Annotated in this window: 16 protein-coding genes; 11 read left to right on the forward strand and 5 right to left on the reverse strand. The window is 34.0% G+C overall.

Annotated features, from left to right (window positions below; translation table 11 throughout):
• Nucleotides 1-72: 72 nt before the first annotated feature.
• Both ES677_RS01095 and ES677_RS01100 read left to right on the forward strand, forming a co-directional pair.
• Nucleotides 73-2085: a M1 family metallopeptidase gene (locus ES677_RS01095; RefSeq protein ID WP_148380170.1), complete on the forward strand. Its 2013-nt coding sequence runs from the start codon at nt 73-75 to the stop codon at nt 2083-2085.
• A 4-nt stretch (nt 2086-2089) separates the two neighbouring features.
• Complete coding sequence (locus ES677_RS01100; protein ID WP_148380171.1) at nt 2090-3022, forward strand: patatin-like phospholipase family protein; 933 nt, start codon at nt 2090-2092, stop codon at nt 3020-3022.
• Here the strand turns inward: ES677_RS01100 and ES677_RS01105 are convergent.
• Nucleotides 3012-3530, reverse strand: a complete 519-nt coding sequence (locus tag ES677_RS01105) for a DUF7935 family protein (protein WP_148380172.1) — start codon at nt 3528-3530, stop codon at nt 3012-3014. The two genes, ES677_RS01100 and ES677_RS01105, sit on opposite strands and share 11 nt — an antisense overlap.
• Before the next feature lie 358 nt (nt 3531-3888).
• On the opposite strand from ES677_RS01105, the gene ES677_RS01110 reads away from it, so the two are divergent.
• From ES677_RS01110 to ES677_RS01135, 7 genes are all read left to right on the forward strand, one after another.
• Entirely contained in the window at nt 3889-4467 is a 579-nt protein-coding gene (locus ES677_RS01110; RefSeq protein ID WP_148380173.1) for a hypothetical protein, read from the forward strand.
• 13 nt (nt 4468-4480) lie between these two features.
• On the forward strand, nt 4481-5143 hold the full coding sequence (locus ES677_RS01115; RefSeq protein ID WP_148368602.1) for a hypothetical protein: 663 nt from the start codon (nt 4481-4483) through the stop codon (nt 5141-5143).
• A gap of 11 nt (nt 5144-5154) precedes the next feature.
• Nucleotides 5155-6603, forward strand: a complete 1449-nt coding sequence (locus ES677_RS01120) for an LVIVD repeat-containing protein (RefSeq protein WP_148380174.1) — start codon at nt 5155-5157, stop codon at nt 6601-6603.
• Between the two features lie 24 nt (nt 6604-6627).
• On the forward strand, nt 6628-7185 hold the full coding sequence (locus ES677_RS01125; RefSeq protein ID WP_148368600.1) for a hypothetical protein: 558 nt from the start codon (nt 6628-6630) through the stop codon (nt 7183-7185).
• Between the two features lie 218 nt (nt 7186-7403).
• Nucleotides 7404-7550 (forward strand): hypothetical protein, encoded by a 147-nt coding sequence (locus ES677_RS15235; RefSeq protein ID WP_170234417.1) that lies wholly within the window; start codon nt 7404-7406, stop codon nt 7548-7550.
• Between the two features lie 100 nt (nt 7551-7650).
• On the forward strand, nt 7651-10509 hold the full coding sequence (locus ES677_RS01130) for a sensor histidine kinase (protein ID WP_148380175.1): 2859 nt from the start codon (nt 7651-7653) through the stop codon (nt 10507-10509).
• A 3-nt stretch (nt 10510-10512) separates the two neighbouring features.
• Nucleotides 10513-11253: a LytR/AlgR family response regulator transcription factor gene (locus ES677_RS01135; protein WP_148368598.1), complete on the forward strand. Its 741-nt coding sequence runs from the start codon at nt 10513-10515 to the stop codon at nt 11251-11253.
• Nucleotides 11254-11390: 137 nt separating this feature from the next.
• Here the strand turns inward: ES677_RS01135 and ES677_RS01140 are convergent, their stop codons facing one another.
• Entirely contained in the window at nt 11391-12998 is a 1608-nt protein-coding gene (locus ES677_RS01140) for an FMN-binding glutamate synthase family protein (RefSeq protein WP_148368597.1), read from the reverse strand.
• Between the two features lie 208 nt (nt 12999-13206).
• Here ES677_RS01140 and ES677_RS01145 point away from each other — a divergent pair, with 208 nt between their 5' ends.
• Together ES677_RS01145 and ES677_RS01150 are read left to right on the forward strand one after the other, a co-directional pair.
• Nucleotides 13207-15546: an ATP-dependent helicase gene (locus tag ES677_RS01145; protein WP_148368596.1), complete on the forward strand. Its 2340-nt coding sequence runs from the start codon at nt 13207-13209 to the stop codon at nt 15544-15546.
• 244 nt (nt 15547-15790) lie between these two features.
• Nucleotides 15791-16417 (forward strand): L-threonylcarbamoyladenylate synthase, encoded by a 627-nt coding sequence (locus ES677_RS01150; RefSeq protein WP_148368595.1) that lies wholly within the window; start codon nt 15791-15793, stop codon nt 16415-16417.
• Nucleotides 16418-16492: 75 nt separating this feature from the next.
• On the opposite strand, the gene ES677_RS01155 is transcribed toward ES677_RS01150, so the two are convergent.
• The 3 genes from ES677_RS01155 to ES677_RS01165 all read right to left on the reverse strand — a co-directional run bounded on the left by ES677_RS01155 (nt 16493) and on the right by ES677_RS01165 (nt 18883).
• Complete coding sequence (locus ES677_RS01155) at nt 16493-17350, reverse strand: OmpA/MotB family protein (protein ID WP_148368594.1); 858 nt, start codon at nt 17348-17350, stop codon at nt 16493-16495.
• 94 nt (nt 17351-17444) lie between these two features.
• Nucleotides 17445-18434, reverse strand: a complete 990-nt coding sequence (locus ES677_RS01160) for a glycosyltransferase family 2 protein (RefSeq protein ID WP_148380176.1) — start codon at nt 18432-18434, stop codon at nt 17445-17447.
• Nucleotides 18435-18436: 2 nt separating this feature from the next.
• Nucleotides 18437-18883, reverse strand: coding sequence for a type I restriction enzyme HsdR N-terminal domain-containing protein (locus ES677_RS01165; protein ID WP_148368592.1), 447 nt, complete (start codon nt 18881-18883; stop codon nt 18437-18439).
• Nucleotides 18884-18889: the final 6 nt, after the last annotated feature.

Consider the following 18889-nt stretch of genomic DNA (forward strand, 5'->3'; position numbering starts at 1 on the left):
AAGTGTCGAAAAGCACGCTATTTATAGCGTGCTTTTTTTGGTCTACACTTTTAGGTTTATTATCTTCCACTTATGAAACACCTGCTATTTTTTATTCTATTTTCTTGTAGTTTTTTAGGTAAAGCGCAACAAACGTCAGACATTGATTTTAAAAAGGCTATTGTTGATTTAAACACGATAGACGCTGAAAATAAATCGGTTAACGGAAGTGTCATCTATTCGTTTGATGTTTTAAAAACTGTAGATTCATTTTATTTAGACACTAGAAATAGTTCTTTTTCTAAGGTTTTACTTAATAATAAGGTTGTAAAATATCGTGTTAAAGAGGATAGGTTTTGGGTGTTAAGCACTTTGAAGCCTTCAATGGAAAATACATTGGAATTTTCGTTTTATTCGAGACCTAAAAAAGCGCTGTACGTTATTAATAGTGAAAGTGAAGAGCAACATCAAATTTGGACACAAGGTCAGGGGCAATACACCAGTAATTGGTTGCCGAGCATAGATGACACGAATGATAAAATAGAGTTTGACATATGTGTAACCTATAAAAATAATTTTGAAGTTATTGCTAATGGAAAATTAATTAAGAAAGAAAGTACTGCCACACATACCACTTGGCAGTACGATATGAAACAGCCAATGTCAAGTTATTTAGTAGCTTTAGCTATTGGAAAGTATAACAAAATTGAGGAGTTATCAGCGAGTAAAATACCATTAAGGTATTACTATTATCCAAAAGACTCCTTAAAAGTAGAGTCCACTTATCGCTACTCTAAGCAAATGTTCGATTTTTTAGAAACTGAAATAGGAGTAGCTTATCCGTGGCAGAATTATAAGCAAGTCCCAGTGAAAGATTTCTTGTATGCCGGAATGGAAAATACAGGCACAACCATTTTTAGTGATGCTTTTGTAGTCGATAGTACTGCCTTTAAAGATCGAAACTATGTAAACATAAACGCACACGAATTAGCACACCAATGGTTTGGGAATTTGGTTACCGCCACCAAAAGTAAACACCATTGGCTTCAAGAAGGCTTTGCAACCTATTATGCGTTATTAGCAGAACGGGATGTTTTTGGAGAGGACTTTTATTTTTGGCGATTACACGAATATGCTCAAGAGTTATTAGAGCAGGAGCAAGCAGGGGAAGGCACCGCCTTGTTAGATCCCAAAGCAAGCAGCGTTACTTTTTATAAAAAAGGAGCTTGGGTTTTAGAAATGCTTAGAGAAAAAGTGGGAGAAAAGGCTTTTAAAGACGCGGTTAAAAAATATTTAAATACCTTTCAATTTAAGAATGTAGAAACCGATTATTTTTTTAAGATACTTGAGCAAACGTCCAATCAGGACTTGAGTGCTTTTAAATTGAAGTGGTTAGAATCAGCAGATTTACCTATTACAGAAATGACCAATCATTTGATAAATCAATCAGAAAGTATAGCAACATTTTTTAAATACGATTGTTATGCAGAGCCAGATAGTTGTAAGAAACTTTTGCTAACAAGTGAAGCTGTAGAATTAAAATCTAAAATAATTCCGCAGTTAAAAGGTGATATTCCAGCATTTTTATGGTCTGAGACTGATTTGAAAGTAAGGCAAGCCATTGCTAAAAGTTTTACAGTCGTTCCTTTAGAGTTAAAAACCCAATACGAAACATTTTTAGAGGATAATTCGTACGCTACAAAAGAGGTGGCCTTGTATACGCTTTGGGTTAATTTTCCTGAAAGCCGATTGCTCTATCTCGAAAAAACAGCTAATATTAATGGTTTTAATGACAAGAACATTAGACTATTGTGGTTGGTTTTAGCTCTAAATACAGAGGGGGTTGCCAATAATGATAGAATTGATTATTACGCTGAGTTAATAGAGTATACCTCTCCAAATTTCGATTTTAATGTGCGCCAAAATGCACTGTCCTATTTACAATCTTTGGATGGGTTTAATGACACCGCAATTAAAAATGTAATTCTCGCCACTACGCACCATAATTGGAGGTTTAAAAAATCAGCTAAAAGTATTTTAAAATCTCTTTCCGAAAACGAGAAATATAAAGACATAATTACTAATTTAGAACAAGAAAAACCATAACAATTTGAAAGCATTAGTGATCTCTGGTGGCGGTAGTAAAGGAGCCTTTGCTGGTGGTGTCGCGCAATATTTAATAGAGCAGGAAGGTAAACAGTACCATATGTTCTTAGGCACGTCTACAGGGGGGCTACTCGTTCCTTTTCTAGCCACGAACGATATCGGTAAACTGTACGATATTTTTACTAACGTAAACCAACAGTCTATTTTTAGTGTTAATCCTTTTGTTGTGAAAAAGAAAAAAGGACGTGAATATGTGTCTATTAATTATTTTAATACGGTGCTTCAGTTTATAAAAAAGAGGCGCACTTTTGGTGAAAGTAAAAATCTAAGAAAAAATATTAAAAAGAATTTCACCAAAGAAGAATTTAATCTTATTCGCGCAACAAAAGAAGACGTCATTGTAACGGTAGCAAATCTTTCAAAAAACAGAACCGAATATAAATCTATTAATGATTTTGAATATGATGAGTTTTGCGATTGGATATGGATTTCTTGTAATTATATCCCGTTTATGTCTTTAGTGAAAAAAAATGGGTTCGATTACGCAGATGGGGGTTTAGGCTGCGTTATTCCTATTCGAGAAGCAATAAGACGTGGTGCTACAGAGGTTGATGCCATTATTTTAGAAAGCGAAGAGTTAGAGTATAATAAGGTACTCGGTAGCAATCCATTTTCCTTAATGTTTAGTCTGTTTGGACATTTATTAGATCAGGTAGAAAAAGGAGATATTGCTATTGGTAAACTCGCTGCACAATACAGAAACGTAAAACTGAATCTTTACTACACGCCAACGAAACTCACGGAAAATTCATTAATTTTTAATAAAAAATTAATGGAAAAATGGTGGTTAGAAGGATATGCTCACGCCGAAAGTAAACACGGTAAAGGTCTGTCTATGGACGATAGTCTCTCCTTAGAAAAGGAAATTACCAGATAGCGCTTATTTCTTCTTTTATATACGCTAAAGCTGTACTGCTTGGCGCTTGTTTTTCCATCATTTCCGTTAAAATTACTTCGCGAAGTTTATTTGCATTGTCTGTTTTTTCAGACATATTAGCTTTTAAAATAAGCTGAATGGTCGTGTTTTTTGCCGCTAAAATTATACTCCAGCAATCGCTAGTTAAATAGATTTGTTGCGATAAATTATGCTCAAATTCTTGTTCTATACTATCTATTAACAATCTCTCGTAATCATTTTTATCGCTAGAAAGCGGTGCTACTCTTATTAATAATTTAGAGGGTACAATACGCTCCAAAAACAAAGTCATACGCTCGTAAGCTTGTAGGCGCATCGGTAACGCTTCTTTCTTGAAGTCTTTATGCATTAAAAAATGACGTCTATTATTTTCGTTTTTAATATGTTCTTTAAAAAAGAAATAAGCAATAACTCCAGTTACGACTGCTGGAACAGTATAAATAAGAAGATTAATAAGTTGGTCCTGCATAATTGTGAATAAGATTATAAAGCAAACTTAGTTTCTTTTTAAGTAGTGTACAAGAAAACCGATAGTTGAATGAACGTTGGTTTTAAAATAATGAAGACTACGTTTTATAGTATGGGAGTATATTTCTTATAACGACCCCATTATATTTGAGTTGCTATTAGTCAACAATAAAAAAATCGGCAATACTAAAGTGTTTCTTAAAGGTTGTCGGTTTTTTTTATTCGGAAACAATTAAGACAATGTGCTATTACATTGAAATCGCATTTTACAAATAACCTCTTAACTATTTAGCGCAACTCTATTATTATTATTATTATAGAAACTTATAAACCCTAAACCTAACAAATTCTCTAAAGCTATGAATTCAACATTTAAAATTTTTCTATTTAGCGCAGTGCTAGCACTTACATTTGCTTGCAATAACGACGACGATGATGGTACAGATACCATTAATCCGCCAAATGAAGACGTGTGTAATTATCAAGGTCTTACTTTTTATACAACGTCCAACGGGACCGAAACTCTTATTCCCGGCGCAGAGCTAACTGCACAATATGTAACTGGAGGCTCTAATGGACCAGAAATTGAAATATACAAAACTACCAATCCTGGTTTTTTTAATTTTACAACCATCGTGGTTAATGAAGATGCTACAGGCACAGGCACCATTAATCTTGATGGTAACACGTATGCGAACTTAGCAATTACTTGCCAGAGAGGCGTTACCGGGACTACAGGAGCTGTTGTTGGCGACGAATTTAGATTCGATATTGTAGGTAACGGTTTGGAAATTGAGTTGTGTGTAATAGTAACCGACTTAACGTTGGGATACATTGATGCAGATGGTGATGGGTGCGGGTCGCAAACTATTTCTTACGGTTTTGGAGTCTTAAATAATATAGACACAGACGACACGGATTCAAGTATTTGTAATTAAAAACTTAAATAAGATGAAAAATATAAACATAATACTAGTACTCATTTCTCTTTTTGCCTTTAGTTGCGATAACAACGACGACGAACAAACAGATCCAGTAGTTCCAACCGATGGTTTTACGCACAATAATATATTTTTTGAAACTCCGAATGCTTATTTTGAGATAGATGAAGAGGATGACGACCCTAATATTGGAGGCGATGGCTTTCCAGATAATTACAGTTTTTTCTTTTCCAACGGAAGAATGTTCGACAATGATTTGGCAAATGTAAATGGCGTAAACGATGATTATTTATTCTCTTTAAACACAACGAGCTGGGTGTTTTTAAATGTAGAAGTCCAAGACAACCCAAGTTTGGCAAATGCAGGGCCACTGCCAAATAATACGTATGTGGTTTCTAGTATTCACGATTCTGTTATTATTGAGAATGGTCAAATAGATGCTTTAAGTCCAATATATATAAATAATAACACAGAGTTCGGTATTGGTAGCGAGAATGTGGGCATTTTTAATTTCCCAGGCCCAGTAGGTCCATCAATTACTTTTAATGCTATTACTATAGATAATGCTAATCCAACAGAAAGCACAGTAGATGTCGATTATACATTTATGAATGAAGATGGCGAAATAATCACGGGGCATTACGAAGGAACTTTCGGTATCATTTTAGACTAAAACTTAAAACTATGAAAATAATAAAAAATATTTTATTTGCTGCCGTTATCCCTATGCTTTATAGCTGTGACTACGGCAATGATAATGATCCTTTTGTAGATGAGGTTTGTGGAGACGGTGAGCAAGGTATTACTGTTATAAACGAAGGAGAGAACAATCTTCTCTTTGACGGAAACCTTGTTAATGTGCAATACGTAACTGGTCATCCAGATGGTGATTATTTGCACATATTTAACACCCAAAATGCACCAATAATGGATTTCTATACCTTTGGGACTACCACCGGTAGCTTGTCTACTTTAGGGACTAATTTTAATGCAATCGATGGCAGTTATTTTATGATGAATGGAAGTACCTATCCAGTAGGTAATACACAATTTTATACAACAGTAGTCAGTACATTAAGTGGCGGAAATCAACCTGGTGACGTAGTAACACTAGAACTTTTATATTTGTCTGCTCAAGATAATGATGCTGTCGATGCCTCAGTTAATGTGTGTGTAATTATAGATGAAATTGTAAGTGTTACCGATTATGTTTATATAACAGATGGTTCAAACCTAAAAATTGTAAATGTGACTAACGTTTTATCGCCTAGCTTGGAAACCGCTATTCCAGCACCAACATCATACTATGTAAATACTGCAAACAGCCTTGCGTATGTTGGGCATTTTGATGCCACAGAGCCTTTTGTCAGTTTTGTAAACATTGCAAACCCGCCAACTGCAACTATTTACGGTTCACTTGCAAAAAGTGCAACTTATGGTCGCGTTTCAGATGTGGTAGAAGTAGAAAACTACACGTATATTTCAGATGAATATAGAGGGTTTCATAAATTTCATATGGCGAGTGCAGAGTATAGTATTGTAGATGGCCACGATACAATGAGTATGGTTAAAAATGGAGATGATTTAGTTATTATAGATTTAGCTTCTGGTTTACATAGAATAGATATTACAGATCCAAGTACACCTTTGGTAACGAACACTACAAGTGCCCCTATGGATGTAGACATAGCTTCTTATCCTTACAGCAATGGAAGTTTTCATAGCTGGACAAGAACCGATGGCACCTATTATTATGTGGCGAATATTATAGATCAAAAATTAAAGAAATTTCAACAAACGCCAGCCGGTTTCCAATTAATTGATGAGGTTATTATTGGCGGTCACGCAACGGCTTTGGATGTTTCAGGTGCTTATGCTTATGTTACAATGAAACCTGGTCCAGACGCTCCTTTACAAACAAGTTACGATGGTGTGAAAATGATTAATTTAAACACGATGTCTGTTATGGACTCAAAGCCTCTAAATAACGCTAGTGGTGTCGTTGTTAATCTTAATTATGCTTATGTAACAGATGCCAATGCTTTATATATCTATGATATGTCTGGAGGGAGTTTAAATCTAGTGAGCACTTTTAATGCTGGCTATGGAAATTATATAGCAGTAGATAATTAATCAGAAAAATTAATAAGAAAAACAATGAAAATATTTTTAAAACCTTTTTTAGTATTCGCTCTTATAGTTTCTACGTTTAGTTGCGGTAACGATGACGATGCCGTAATTACGCCAACATTAAACACAAGCGAATATTTTAAATACACACTAAACAATGGAACAGAGCGTATTTTTGACGCTTCAGCAAAAGGCTATTTTACACCAAATACCAATTCGCCATTCGAGAAGTTTTATTTTAGGGCTTCCGCTGGCTCTGTAAATGATGCGAGCATTTTTGTAGATGGAGATTTTACCTTTCCAGATTTTACAACGTTTACAAATGAAAGTAATTTTTCTTGGGGAATTTCAGATGGCGTAACGAGTAATTTCATTTTTACAGAGTTTTCTCCAGGTCATATATTTGTGTCAAGTATAACGAATTTTGCTAGTTCTCCAGTGATGTGCACGGTTACGGTTCACCCCGTAAATGTTGGAGATTACATAGAGTTTACTTTTGAAGGCGATTTTTTGTATGCAACAGATACTACTGCTCAAGGAACAATAGTCGGCGAAGGCAGAATTTTAAGAAAACCAGATCAATAAAGGTTTTAGTAAGTAACCTCGGAGAGTAATAAGTTTGAAAAGGGATGGGCTGTCTCTGCTAAATAGCAAATGAAATGATGAATAAACGTACAAATATTTATGTCCATTATAATGTGCCGATCACTGCGAATACAGCAACCACAGAAATTAACACGACATTTTCTGTAAACGATAACTAAGGCTTTTCTATTACTTTAAACAGGTACCCAAATGCAGTAATGGATAAACTAAGAGTGGTATTGCAAACGAAAGGTGAGTTTAGATTGAAAATTATAAATGGACGAGACCTATTTATAGTACCTTTTAATACAGACGAAAACAGTTTAGATTTGGAAAGCTTATGTAACGGACTCTATTTTTTGTAGGTTAAAACATCTAAAGGTAATTCAATTAAAAAAATAATTAAAGAGTACCTTTTATCAGTTATATTGAGGAACACTAATTACTGTAAAACATTGCGCACCATTGAAACATAAAAAATGGCATATAACTCTATTACTTCTATTATTATGGAATGTGTTATTCGCGCAGCAGTATACCAATTATTCTACTAAAGACGGCTTGCCAAGTAACCACGTCTATACAATTATGCAAGATGCTAAAGGCTATATGTGGTTTTTAACAGATAAAGGAATGGTAAAGTATAATGGTAAAACTTTTAAAACTTTTACAACTAAAGAGGGGTTGCCAATTAACGATGTTTGGGATGCTTTTGTAACACCAGATGGTAAAATTTGGTATTTATCTAAATCTTCGCGCTTGGGTTTCATTGAAAATGACAGTGTTTTTTCATTTCCTAACATGGCGAAAAACGAAATTATGAATCCCATTTTTTCCTCTCAAATACAAAATAACGTGTATCCCAATGGGCCTAATAAGATGTTTACTTTAAAGGATACCATTTGGGAACAGATAAAAGAGCCTGAAAATAAATTAGGTAACAAAGATTTTGTTAAAATAATCAATAATAGTAATGTCTCTTATTTAACGTACAGTTACACTACAGATAATTTAATTGTTTATGATGAAAATAGCACTATTCTTAAACAATTTCACGCAAAAAATACAGCATACCACAAGACATCGAGAGGTCAAATAACAGAGAACTTGTTTTTTTGGGTATCAGATAAAAAATATTACATTTTAAATTTTGATACATTAGAATTCAAGACCTTTACTTTTAAAGATGAAATTGACATAGATTCTGTAAAACACGCCAGAATAAATGTGGTAGGTGATACATTTCAAATTTCTGGAGCTTCTTTTGTTGGGTATTTAGATGAGAACTTTCATATTTCTAAACCCTTTTTTTTTCCGCCGCATTTAAATGCTCATTTTGGTTTTATAGATAATAAAAATACAATCTGGTTATCTACTTTTAATAAAGGCGTTTACAAACTGCCTGACCTTAAACAAAATATTATTTATGATTTTGAAGGTGATAAGATTCAAAATTTAAACCGTATTCATAATAATTTAATTGCGAGTGTTTACAATCAAGGCTTTTTTAAGTATGCTGAAAGTGATAAAACATTTAAGCCTTACCTCTCTGTAAACGACTATATTTATGGCGCATCTGAAATCACGGCTCTTAATACAGCCTATTATTTTACGCCAAACATTATTTTTAAAGAATTTAGGGGAGAGAGACCAATTGCAACGTTTAAAAAAGAGTCTTTAAATCCAGAATATGCTACTAGACATTTAAAAAAGGTTGTTCTTTTTAATTCAGAGTTATATGCAATTTATTCCTTTGGAATCTATAAAATAGATGATGAAACCTTTAAGATTAAAGCTGATATCTCTCAGAGAGGGAGTAACGACTTGTTAGTTTTTAACTGTCGCTTAATTATTGCTACCAATAGTGGTTTAAAGGAAATAGAAAACGATGCTGTAAAAAACGTCATTTTTAAAACCCAAACTTTTAAAAAACCTGTATTAAGTATTAAACCACTTTCTGAAACTGAACTATTAATAAATACAGATGGTTTTGGAAGTTTTATATCAGATTTAGACACCATTAGGCCGTTAAATGGTTCTGAGTTTTTAATAGTTCAAGATGCCTTTGTTAAAGATAATACCATTTGGTTAGCTACAAATACAGGTGTATTGCATCTTGAAAAAAACAACGGTGAGTACCAATTAGTAAAATCTTATGGTGTAAACGATGGACTGCCTAATAATAATGTAAATTCTATTTTTGTAGACAATCAAGATTTAATTGTGGGTACTAACAATGGGTTGGCTATTTTACCTATCCACCAAGAAACACAAAATTTGTTACTTGATGTTTTTATAGAAAAGGCCACTTATAATGATGAGGTTATTACGGAGTGCGACAACACTTTTTTGTACACCAGTAATAATGTGGTTAACTTAAAATCTGATATCATAAATTTCTCTGAAGATAATGAAATCCTTCTTAATTATAAATTAGAACCTATTCAAAACGAATGGATAACAACGTCATCAACTATTTTTAATTTCAATAATTTAAAACCCGATCATTACACTTTTAATTTAGAATCCGGTACTATTAAAAAGCAACTCAGCTTTACAATTTTGCCTTTGTGGTGGCAAGCGTTATGGGTAAAAATAATGTTAGTTTTAATTGTGGTCGCTGTAATCGCTTATTTAGTTTGGGTGGTGAGTAAAAGCGTTCAGCTTAAAAAAAATAACGCCCTCATTCAAGAAAAAATGATGATTGAAATTCAGCTCAAAGCGTTGCGCTCACAAATGAATCCTCATTTTGTGTTTAATTCTTTAGCTGCGATTCAATATTACATAAATAACAATGAAATTGAAGCTTCAGAAACTTATTTAGTTAAATTTTCTAAGCTTATTCGCCAGTTTTTCGAATTGTCTAAAGAAACTGAAATCAGTTTAAATGAAGAAATTAAGCTCATTCAAAATTATTTGGATATTGAAAAATTACGATTTAAAGATAAGTTTCAATACCATATTAATTGCGATGATACAGTGAATACTAAGCAGGTAAAGTTGCCAACAATGTTATTGCAACCTATAGTAGAAAATGCCATTAATCACGGTATTTTTAATAAGGTAGAAAATGGAAATGTCTTTGTAAATGTTCTCTATATTTCAGAAAAAAGCTTTAAAGTTGAAATAATAGATGACGGTGTAGGATTTGTAAACACCCAAAAGCCGAATAATCGTAAAATAAAATCTTCGAATGTGTTAGAAGATCGTTTGAAATTTTTGAACAAAACAGGGCAGTGGTCTATATCTTGCACCGAAGAAGAATTAAACCCCAAATTAAGTGACAGAGGTAGCGTATCGACTTTTATAATCACACAACTATAATTTATGAGCAAGATAAGCGCTATTTTAATTGATGATGAAATTACTAACCTGAAAGGTTTAAAGCAGAAACTCGGAAAATTATTTCCAGAAATACAAGTAGTTCATACTTTTCAGAAGCCAGAAGACGCAATAAAAGGGTTGCAAGAGACCCAACCAGATTTGGTGTTTTTAGATATTGAAATGCCTCGTATTAGTGGTTTCGATGTGCTAGCTAAACTTGAGAAAATCGAATTTCAAGTTATTTTTGTTACCGCATACAGCGAATATGCCGTGGAAGCCTTTAAACAAAATGCTGTAGATTATATTTTAAAACCAATCGATGACGAAGATTTAATAGTTGCAGTGGAGAAGGCGGTTAAAATAGTACAAGAAAAAAAAGACTTTAATACCAACTCCAAATTAGTAAACTTATTAACCAATACGCTCTCTAATAATAAAAAGATAATAGTGCCAACCGCTAAAGGGTTATCCTTTATACCGCAAGAAGAAGTCTTGCATTTAGAAGGGTATGAAGGCTATACAAAAATACATTTAACCAATCTTACCACAATAATTAGCTCTTATAATCTTGGACGTTTTGAGAAACTATTGAGCAACATTTTTTTTAAATGTCATAAATCTCATATTGTAAACTTAGAAAAAGTGCGTCATTTTGAAAACGAAGGCTACCTTTTGTTACAAAACGACCAACGTGTGCCTATTTCCAGAACCAATAAAAAAGCCTTTCTAGCACTTTTTAAGTAGCGTTTTTAAAGAGGCGCTTTTTACAATTTATTACAAGGAGTTTATGAGCAAGTATTAAAATTGAATTAAAAATAAAGACTAAAAAAAAGCCTAGAATTCTTATTCCAGACGCTTTACACTTTCTTTGTTACTTTTATTTAATTAGCTAAAGTATTACTTTCATTGCTATTAGTTTCTGCTTTCAACGTTTTACCGTCCTTTCCGCCTAAGTATATGCACTCTTTCAAATCTTGCATACGTGTAAAGGGAACGAGTGTTTTATTGTATTTAAAAGCACTACTTAATTCTTTGGTCAATTCTCTATCATTAATATTTAAATCGATATCATCCATTGTAAATTGGCAAGGGTGTTCGTAACCTGCGGCGTGCGTAATTTCTATAAATTCTTTTCTAAAGGTTTTAAAGTATTGCGCTAAACGAATGGATTTTAAAGTTGGGTCTATACCATTTTGTAACCACTTACTTTGGGTGGCAACACCACTTGGACATTTATTGGTGTGACAAATTTGCGCTTGAATACAACCAATGCTCATCATCGCTTCACGCGCCACATTTATACAATCTGCACCCATTGCAAATGCCATAGCAGCTTTCGCAGGGAAACCTAACTTACCACTTCCTATAAAAACAATTCTCTCGGTAAGGTCTCTTTCTTTGAACACTTTATATAAGTCACTAAATCCGTACACCCACGGTAGCGATACATGATCGGCAAAACTTGGCGGCGCTGCTCCAGTACCTCCTTCACCACCATCTACGGTAATAAAATCGGGGCCTTTACCTGTTTTTTTCATTAAGTTCGCTAACTCTTTCCATTGTTCTAATTTTCCTATGGCAGCTTTAATTCCGACGGGTAAACCGGTAACTTCAGCTATATCTTCAATGAGTTGAAGCATTTCTGGAACGGTGCTAAATGCCGAATGTGTTGGTGGAGAAAGTACATCTTGTCCTAGCGGGACACTTCTAATATTTGCAATTTCGGGAGTAATTTTAGAAGCTGGTAAAACACCTCCTTTACCTGGTTTTGCGCCTTGAGATATTTTAATTTCTATGGCTTTTATATAAGGGAAATCTTCCACTAACTTCTTCATTTTATCCATAGAAAAATTACCGTTATCATCTCTAACACCAAAGTAACCTGTACCAAAATGAAAAACAACGTCGGCACCATTTCGGTGATAATGAGATAAACCACCCTCTCCAGTATTGTGGTAAGCTCCAGCAATTTTAGCTCCCTTATTCATAGATTCTACAGCTTTTGCTGAAAGAGATCCAAAACTCATTGCCGATACATTTATTACAGAAGCAGGGCGAAACGGTTTTCTTCTTTTATTGAAAGATCCCATTACCTTTGCACAGGGCAAAAAAGCGGGGTCTACAGCATTTGGGTGATCTACAGGAAACTTATAAGCGAACATTGCATTATTAATAAAAATGTGCTGATGTGCGTAAATATCGCGATCTGTACCAAAACCTTCGTAATTATTTTGGTGCTTTGCTGAGGCATAAATCCAACCCCGTTCAATACGGTTAAAAGGTAATTCTTCGCGATTATTTGCAACAAAGTATTGGCGTAATTCTGGTCCTATACTTTCTAATAGATACCTAAAGTGTCCTGCAATAGGAAAGTTGTGACTAATGGTATGTTTTCTTTGTAAAACATCTCTAAGAGCAATAAGTATAAGGGCTATAAGAACCCACATCCACCAAGAAATATTAGATAGAAAATCTAGAACAGTATCCATAATAGTTTAATTGTAAATTTTTACTCAAAAATAATCAATTTATAATACAAAGACAATTATAGGGTGATAGAAAAACTTTAACCGATTAAAATGATGCGCTCTCTAAGTGCATTCTGTAGCTATTGCTAAATGTTTAAAATTATTACCTAAACCAGTGGGGTAATGCCAACGACAATTACTATTTTTATACCCTAAAAATAACAAGAGTTTGGAGAAGTATTTAAGTCAGTTAAACGAAGCACAATTAGCACCTACGATACAAAAAGACGGCGCAATGATTGTTATCGCAGGTGCAGGTTCTGGAAAAACACGTGTATTAACCTTTAGAATTGCCTATTTAATGAGTCAAGGTGTCGATTCGTTCAATATTTTAGCGTTGACCTTTACTAATAAAGCAGCAAAAGAAATGAAAGGGCGTATCGCCGAAATTGTTGGTAGTGGTGAAGCTAAAAACTTGTGGATGGGAACCTTTCACTCGGTATTCGCTAAAATCTTAAGATTTGAAGGACATCATTTAGGCTTTCCTAGTAATTTTACGATTTACGATACTCAAGATTCTCAGCGCTTAATGGGCTCTATTATTAAGGAAATGGGTTTAGATAAAGATGTCTACAAAACAAAACAGGTGTATTCGCGTATTTCCTCTTATAAAAATAGTCTGGTTACAGTTAAAGCATATTTTAAGAATCCAGAACTAATGGAAGCCGATGCTATGGCGCGTCGTCCGAAAATGGGAGAAATTTATGCAGAATATGTAGACCGCTGTTTTAAAGCAGGCTCTATGGATTTCGATGATTTACTTCTAAGAACTAACGAGCTCCTTACGCGGTTTCCAGCCGTTTTAGCCAAATATCAAGATAAATTTAGATATATTTTGGTCGATGAGTACCAAGATACCAACCACTCCCAGTATTTAATTGTTCGTGCTTTGGCCGATCGTTTTCAAAATATCTGTGTTGTTGGTGATGATGCGCAAAGTATTTATGCCTTTAGGGGAGCGAATATTAATAACATCTTAAATTTTCAAAAAGATTACGATGACGTAAAATTATATAGATTAGAACAAAATTACCGCTCTACAAAAAATATTGTAAATGCGGCAAATTCTGTTATCGAGCACAATCAAACTAAATTAGAGAAAGTGGTTTGGACTTCCAACGAAGAAGGGCCTAAAGTTGTTGTTCACCGGTCGCTTACCGATGGCGACGAAGGGCGATTTGTAGCAAGTAGTATTTTCGAAAACAAAATGCAACACCAAATGCCTAATAGCGATTTTGCTATTTTATACCGTACCAATGCGCAATCGCGTGCTATGGAGGACGCTTTAAGAAAACGCGAAATTCCGTATCGTATTTATGGCGGATTATCATTTTACCAACGAAAAGAAATTAAAGATGTTTTGGCGTATTTGCGTTTGGTGATAAATCCTGCCGATGAAGAAGCGTTAAAGCGTGTTATTAACTATCCGGCGCGAGGTATTGGTCAAACAACCATAGATCGTTTAATGGTTGCAGCCAATGGTTACAAAAAAACTATATTTGAAGTCTTAAAAAATATCGATAAAGTAGATATTAAAATTAATGGCGGAACACGAAATAAATTAAAAGACTTTGCAACGCTTATCGAAAGTTTTCAAGTAATGAATCAAACTGCGAATGCTTTCGATTTAGCAGAATACATTACTAAAACTACTGGATTACTTAAAGAACTTAATAAAGACGGTACACCGGAAGGTGTTGTTAAACTCGAAAACGTCGAGGAGCTTTTAAATGGTATTAAAGATTTCGTTGAAGGACAACTAGAACTTGCTGATGCTTCAGATTCGTTAGCCGAATTTTTAGAAGATGTGGCGCTAGCTACTGATATGGATTCTGATAAAGGAGATGAAAACCACGTCGCATTAATGACTATTCACTTAGCAAAAGGGCTAGAGTTTTCTCACGTTTATATTGTAGGGCTTGAAGAAGATTTATTTCCTAGTGGAATGAGTATGAACACGCGAAGTGAGCTTGAAGAAGAACGCCGTTTATTTTATGTTGCGTTAACACGTGCCGAAAAGCAAGCGTATTTAACCTATGCGTTATCGCGATATCGCTGGGGTAAATTAATAGATTCAGATCCTAGTCGCTTTATTGAAGAAATAGATGAACAATATGTTGAAAATTTAACGCCTATTGAAGAGCGTCGTATAAACCCAATGCTCTCCGAAGATATTTTTGGAGATGCACCACCTAACAAAATAAGATTTAAAAAAGCCGTGCAACCTAAACTCCAAAAGAAGTCGAATAAAAAGGAACCAGAAAATTTTAAATTAAGCGTTCCTAAAAAATTGAAAAAAGTTGAAAAAACAGCCGCTACGGCAGAGAATACTAATTTGTTCGATGGTGAATTGGCCGTTGGTAACTTTGTAAAGCATTTACGCTTTGGAAAAGGAGAAGTTCTTAAAATAGATGGCAAAGGCGGCGATATAAAAGCAGAAATTAGATTTGAAGTTGGTGGCGTTAAAAAGCTATTGTTGCGTTTCGCAAAGCTTAAAATTATTGGGTAACAATTAATAACTGTTTAGTACGTGTTTTGTAGTTTAACAAAAAAAACAGTTTAAGCGTAGTCTTTTAAGGTCTACTAGCAATAATAAATATACTAGCGTTCGTTCGTAGTTTAGAACGCCCCGTTAACTTTAAGGTGTATTTTAATTTAGCCTGATCAATAAGGATAATTTTAATTAATTAAATTATTAGTAATCAGCTTATTTGTAAAATTATAATTATTTTTAAGTACAAAAAAATACGGTTATGGCAGAATTAATAAGAATTTACGAAGAAAACCCAAATCCGAAGGAAATAAAAAAGGTCGTTGATTGTTTAAAACGCGGCGGACTTATTGTTTATCCAACCGATACGGTGTATGGATTAGGTTGCGATATTAACAACACGAAAGCGTTAGAGAAAATCGCTAGAATAAAAGGAGTGAAACTTGAAAAAGCTAATCTGTCGTTTATTTGTCACGATTTAAGTCACCTTAGCGATTATGTAAAACAAATAGATACCTCGACTTTTAAAATATTAAAACGAGCGCTTCCTGGGCCTTATACTTTTATTTTGCCAGGATCGAAATCGCTGCCTTCAGTTTTTAAAAAGAAAAAAGAAGTAGGAATTCGTATTCCTGATAATGCGATTACGTTAGAAATTGTAAAAGCATTAGGAAACCCTTTGGTTTCAACTTCTATTAGAGATGAAGATGCCGTTTTAGAATATACTACCGATCCTGAATTAATACTTGAAAAATGGGGTAACCTAGTCGATTTAGTTATCGATGGTGGTTATGGCGATAACCACGCGTCTACTATTATCGACTTATCTGATGGTGGTGACAATCCTGTTATTATTAGAGAAGGAAAAGGAAGTCTGGAGATTTTTTAATTAACTTAAAATAGTGTCATAAAAAAAAGCCTAATCGAAAGATTAGGCTTTTTATAGTATATAAAATGAATAGGATTATTCTTTAGATAAACTCTTCATTTCTTCTTCAATCATATTATAAAACTGATCAATTCTAGGTAAGATTAAAATCTTAGTACGTCTGTTTGTTGCACGGTTTTCAGCTGAATTATTTTCAACTAAAGGCACATACTCAGATCTACCAGCAGCAATTAATTTAGAAGGATCTACCCCTAAATCTTGTAATGCTCTAACGATAGATGTACTACGTTTTACACTTAAATCCCAGTTGTCTAAAAGAGCATCTCTTTTTCCGTAAGGAACATTATCTGTGTGACCTTCCACCATAGCCTCAAAATTAGGCTTGCTGTTTATAACAGTTGCTACTTTAGCTAAAATTTCTTTTGCTCTCGTAGTTATGTTATAGCTTCCGCTTTGGAATAATAATTTATCAGATAGAGAGATAAATACAACACTTTTTTCAACGTTAATTTCAATATCTGGATCGTTTAATCCAACTTCTTTCTTAAGACTTGTAACTAAAGCTAGCGTAACACTGTCTTTTTTAGTTAAAGCATCTTGTAAACGCGTTATTTTTAAATCTTTCTCTTTTAAACTTTCAAGAGATTTTTCAAGATTAGTAGCGCCTTTGGTAGTAAGAACCGTCATATCTTTAGACGTTTCAATTAACGCTTGGTTAGTCGATTTCATATCGGCTAAACGTTCGCTAAGTCCTTTTGCTCTAGCTGCCGATGCTGCTTCATCCGCTAAACAACGATTTAATTTAACTGTTGCGGTATTTAGTAAGTCTTGTGTTTCCTTGTGCTTACCTTCTAATGCTAAGTATTCCTTTTTAGAAACACATGAACCCAAAGTAAGTAGTGCTACGGCACCAAACAATATGATTTTTTTCATAATTTTAATAAGATGGTTTAATTGTTGAACAATATCAAAAGTATATAAAAATTAAATGTTAAAAGAAGCATTAACAAAACTTTTACTATAACAGTTACAAATCTCTGTAATAACGCTTTTTTTGAGCGAAATACAGCCATACAATACTGTTTTTGGTGTAGTAGTTTTTAATTTGAGGACTCTTTGTACGCTTTTTTAAAAGCGTGCTAAGATGTCTATAAAAGCTAAAATGTGCTTGTAAAATGGCTAAAATATGTTTCGGTTTTAAATCAACTAAAAATTTTAAAGCAGCAAAACCATCAAATACCAAACGTACGAAAATTAAGGCGAATAGATTGCCAGAGGCATTTTTAGACAAACAAAACAAACTATTTCTAAAGTTTAAGTATGTTTTTTTAGGGTTTATAGCGTTTAGCGTTGCGCCGCCAACGTGGTAAACAGTGGAGGTTCCCACGTATTTCGTTTTATAATTTAAATTATAAGCACGCCAGCATAAATCAATTTCTTCCATATGCGCAAAAAAGGATTCGTCAAATCCATTTAAAGCAGAGAAAACTTCTTTTCTTATAAAGAAACAGGCACCCGAGGCCCAGAAAACAGGAGTAGTGTCGTTGTACTGATTAGTATCTGCTTCAATGGTGTTAAAAAGGCGCCCTCGGCAATACGGGTAGCCATATTTATCTATAAATCCTCCCGCAGCTCCCGCATATTCAAAATGAGATTTCTTTTTATAATCTAAAATTTTAGGCTGAATGATTGCTGTTTCCAGTTCTGCTTTAAACGTGTTAATAATAGGAGTGAGCCAATTTTCGGTAACCTCTACATCGCTATTCAGTAAGCAAAATAAAGGCTCTTCAACGTGTTTTAAAGCGTCGTTATAGCCTTTTGCATAGCCACCATTACTTTTATTTTCTATGATTTTCACTGAAGGATAATGCGTGCGGATAAATGCCAGTGAAGCATCGGTAGAGGCATTGTCGGCCACATAAATCGTCGCGTTTTGTGAGTGTTTTACGACTGAAGGTAAAAAGGTTTCTAATAACTCTTTTCCATTCCAATTTAATATAACAACAGCTAATTTCATTCTTATTTTTTATAATTGGGAATCTCTTTTAGAAACTGATACTTTTCAGCATCAAAATCCATTTGACAATAATAGTGATTCAAACCATTAGTCACCATTAAATAAGTAGCATTTAACGCTAAATTATAACGCGCCACTTGGTCGAAGGTGTTTTGTTTTATAGCAATTTTCGGAGCTTTACATTCCACAATTAAGTGAATACTGCCATCGGGATTAAACACCACTATATCATAGCGTTTTTTTAAATCGTTGATGATAAGTTCTTTCTCAACATTAATAAGGGATTTCGGGTAGTTTTTCTCTTCGATTAAATACCACACACAGTGCTGGCGGACCCATTCTTCGGGTTGAAGAATTACGAATTTTTTACGAATAGCATCGAATATAGAAACTTTATTTTCGCTATTTTTGAATCGAAACGAATATGTAGGGAAATTTAATTGTTGCACTACACA

The organism is Bizionia gelidisalsuginis (assembly GCF_008086185.1).
GTDB lineage: Bacteria > Bacteroidota > Bacteroidia > Flavobacteriales > Flavobacteriaceae > Bizionia > Bizionia saleffrena.

Bases quoted from the DNA above. Each gene is read 5' to 3' on its own strand.
- ES677_RS01095 (WP_148380170.1), top strand. From the start codon at position 73: ATGAAACACCTGCTATTTTTTATTCTATTTTCTTGTAGTTTTTTAGGT.
- ES677_RS01105 (WP_148380172.1), bottom strand. From the start codon at position 3,530: ATGCAGGACCAACTTATTAATCTTCTTATTTATACTGTTCCAGCAGTC.
- ES677_RS01110 (WP_148380173.1), top strand. From the start codon at position 3,889: ATGAATTCAACATTTAAAATTTTTCTATTTAGCGCAGTGCTAGCACTT.
- ES677_RS01115 (WP_148368602.1), top strand. From the start codon at position 4,481: ATGAAAAATATAAACATAATACTAGTACTCATTTCTCTTTTTGCCTTT.
- ES677_RS01120 (WP_148380174.1), top strand. From the start codon at position 5,155: ATGAAAATAATAAAAAATATTTTATTTGCTGCCGTTATCCCTATGCTT.
- ES677_RS01125 (WP_148368600.1), top strand. From the start codon at position 6,628: ATGAAAATATTTTTAAAACCTTTTTTAGTATTCGCTCTTATAGTTTCT.
- ES677_RS15235 (WP_170234417.1), top strand. From the start codon at position 7,404: ATGGATAAACTAAGAGTGGTATTGCAAACGAAAGGTGAGTTTAGATTG.
- ES677_RS01135 (WP_148368598.1), top strand. From the start codon at position 10,513: ATGAGCAAGATAAGCGCTATTTTAATTGATGATGAAATTACTAACCTG.
- ES677_RS01140 (WP_148368597.1), bottom strand. From the start codon at position 12,998: ATGGATACTGTTCTAGATTTTCTATCTAATATTTCTTGGTGGATGTGG.
- ES677_RS01150 (WP_148368595.1), top strand. From the start codon at position 15,791: ATGGCAGAATTAATAAGAATTTACGAAGAAAACCCAAATCCGAAGGAA.
- ES677_RS01155 (WP_148368594.1), bottom strand. From the start codon at position 17,350: ATGAAAAAAATCATATTGTTTGGTGCCGTAGCACTACTTACTTTGGGT.
- ES677_RS01160 (WP_148380176.1), bottom strand. From the start codon at position 18,434: ATGAAATTAGCTGTTGTTATATTAAATTGGAATGGAAAAGAGTTATTA.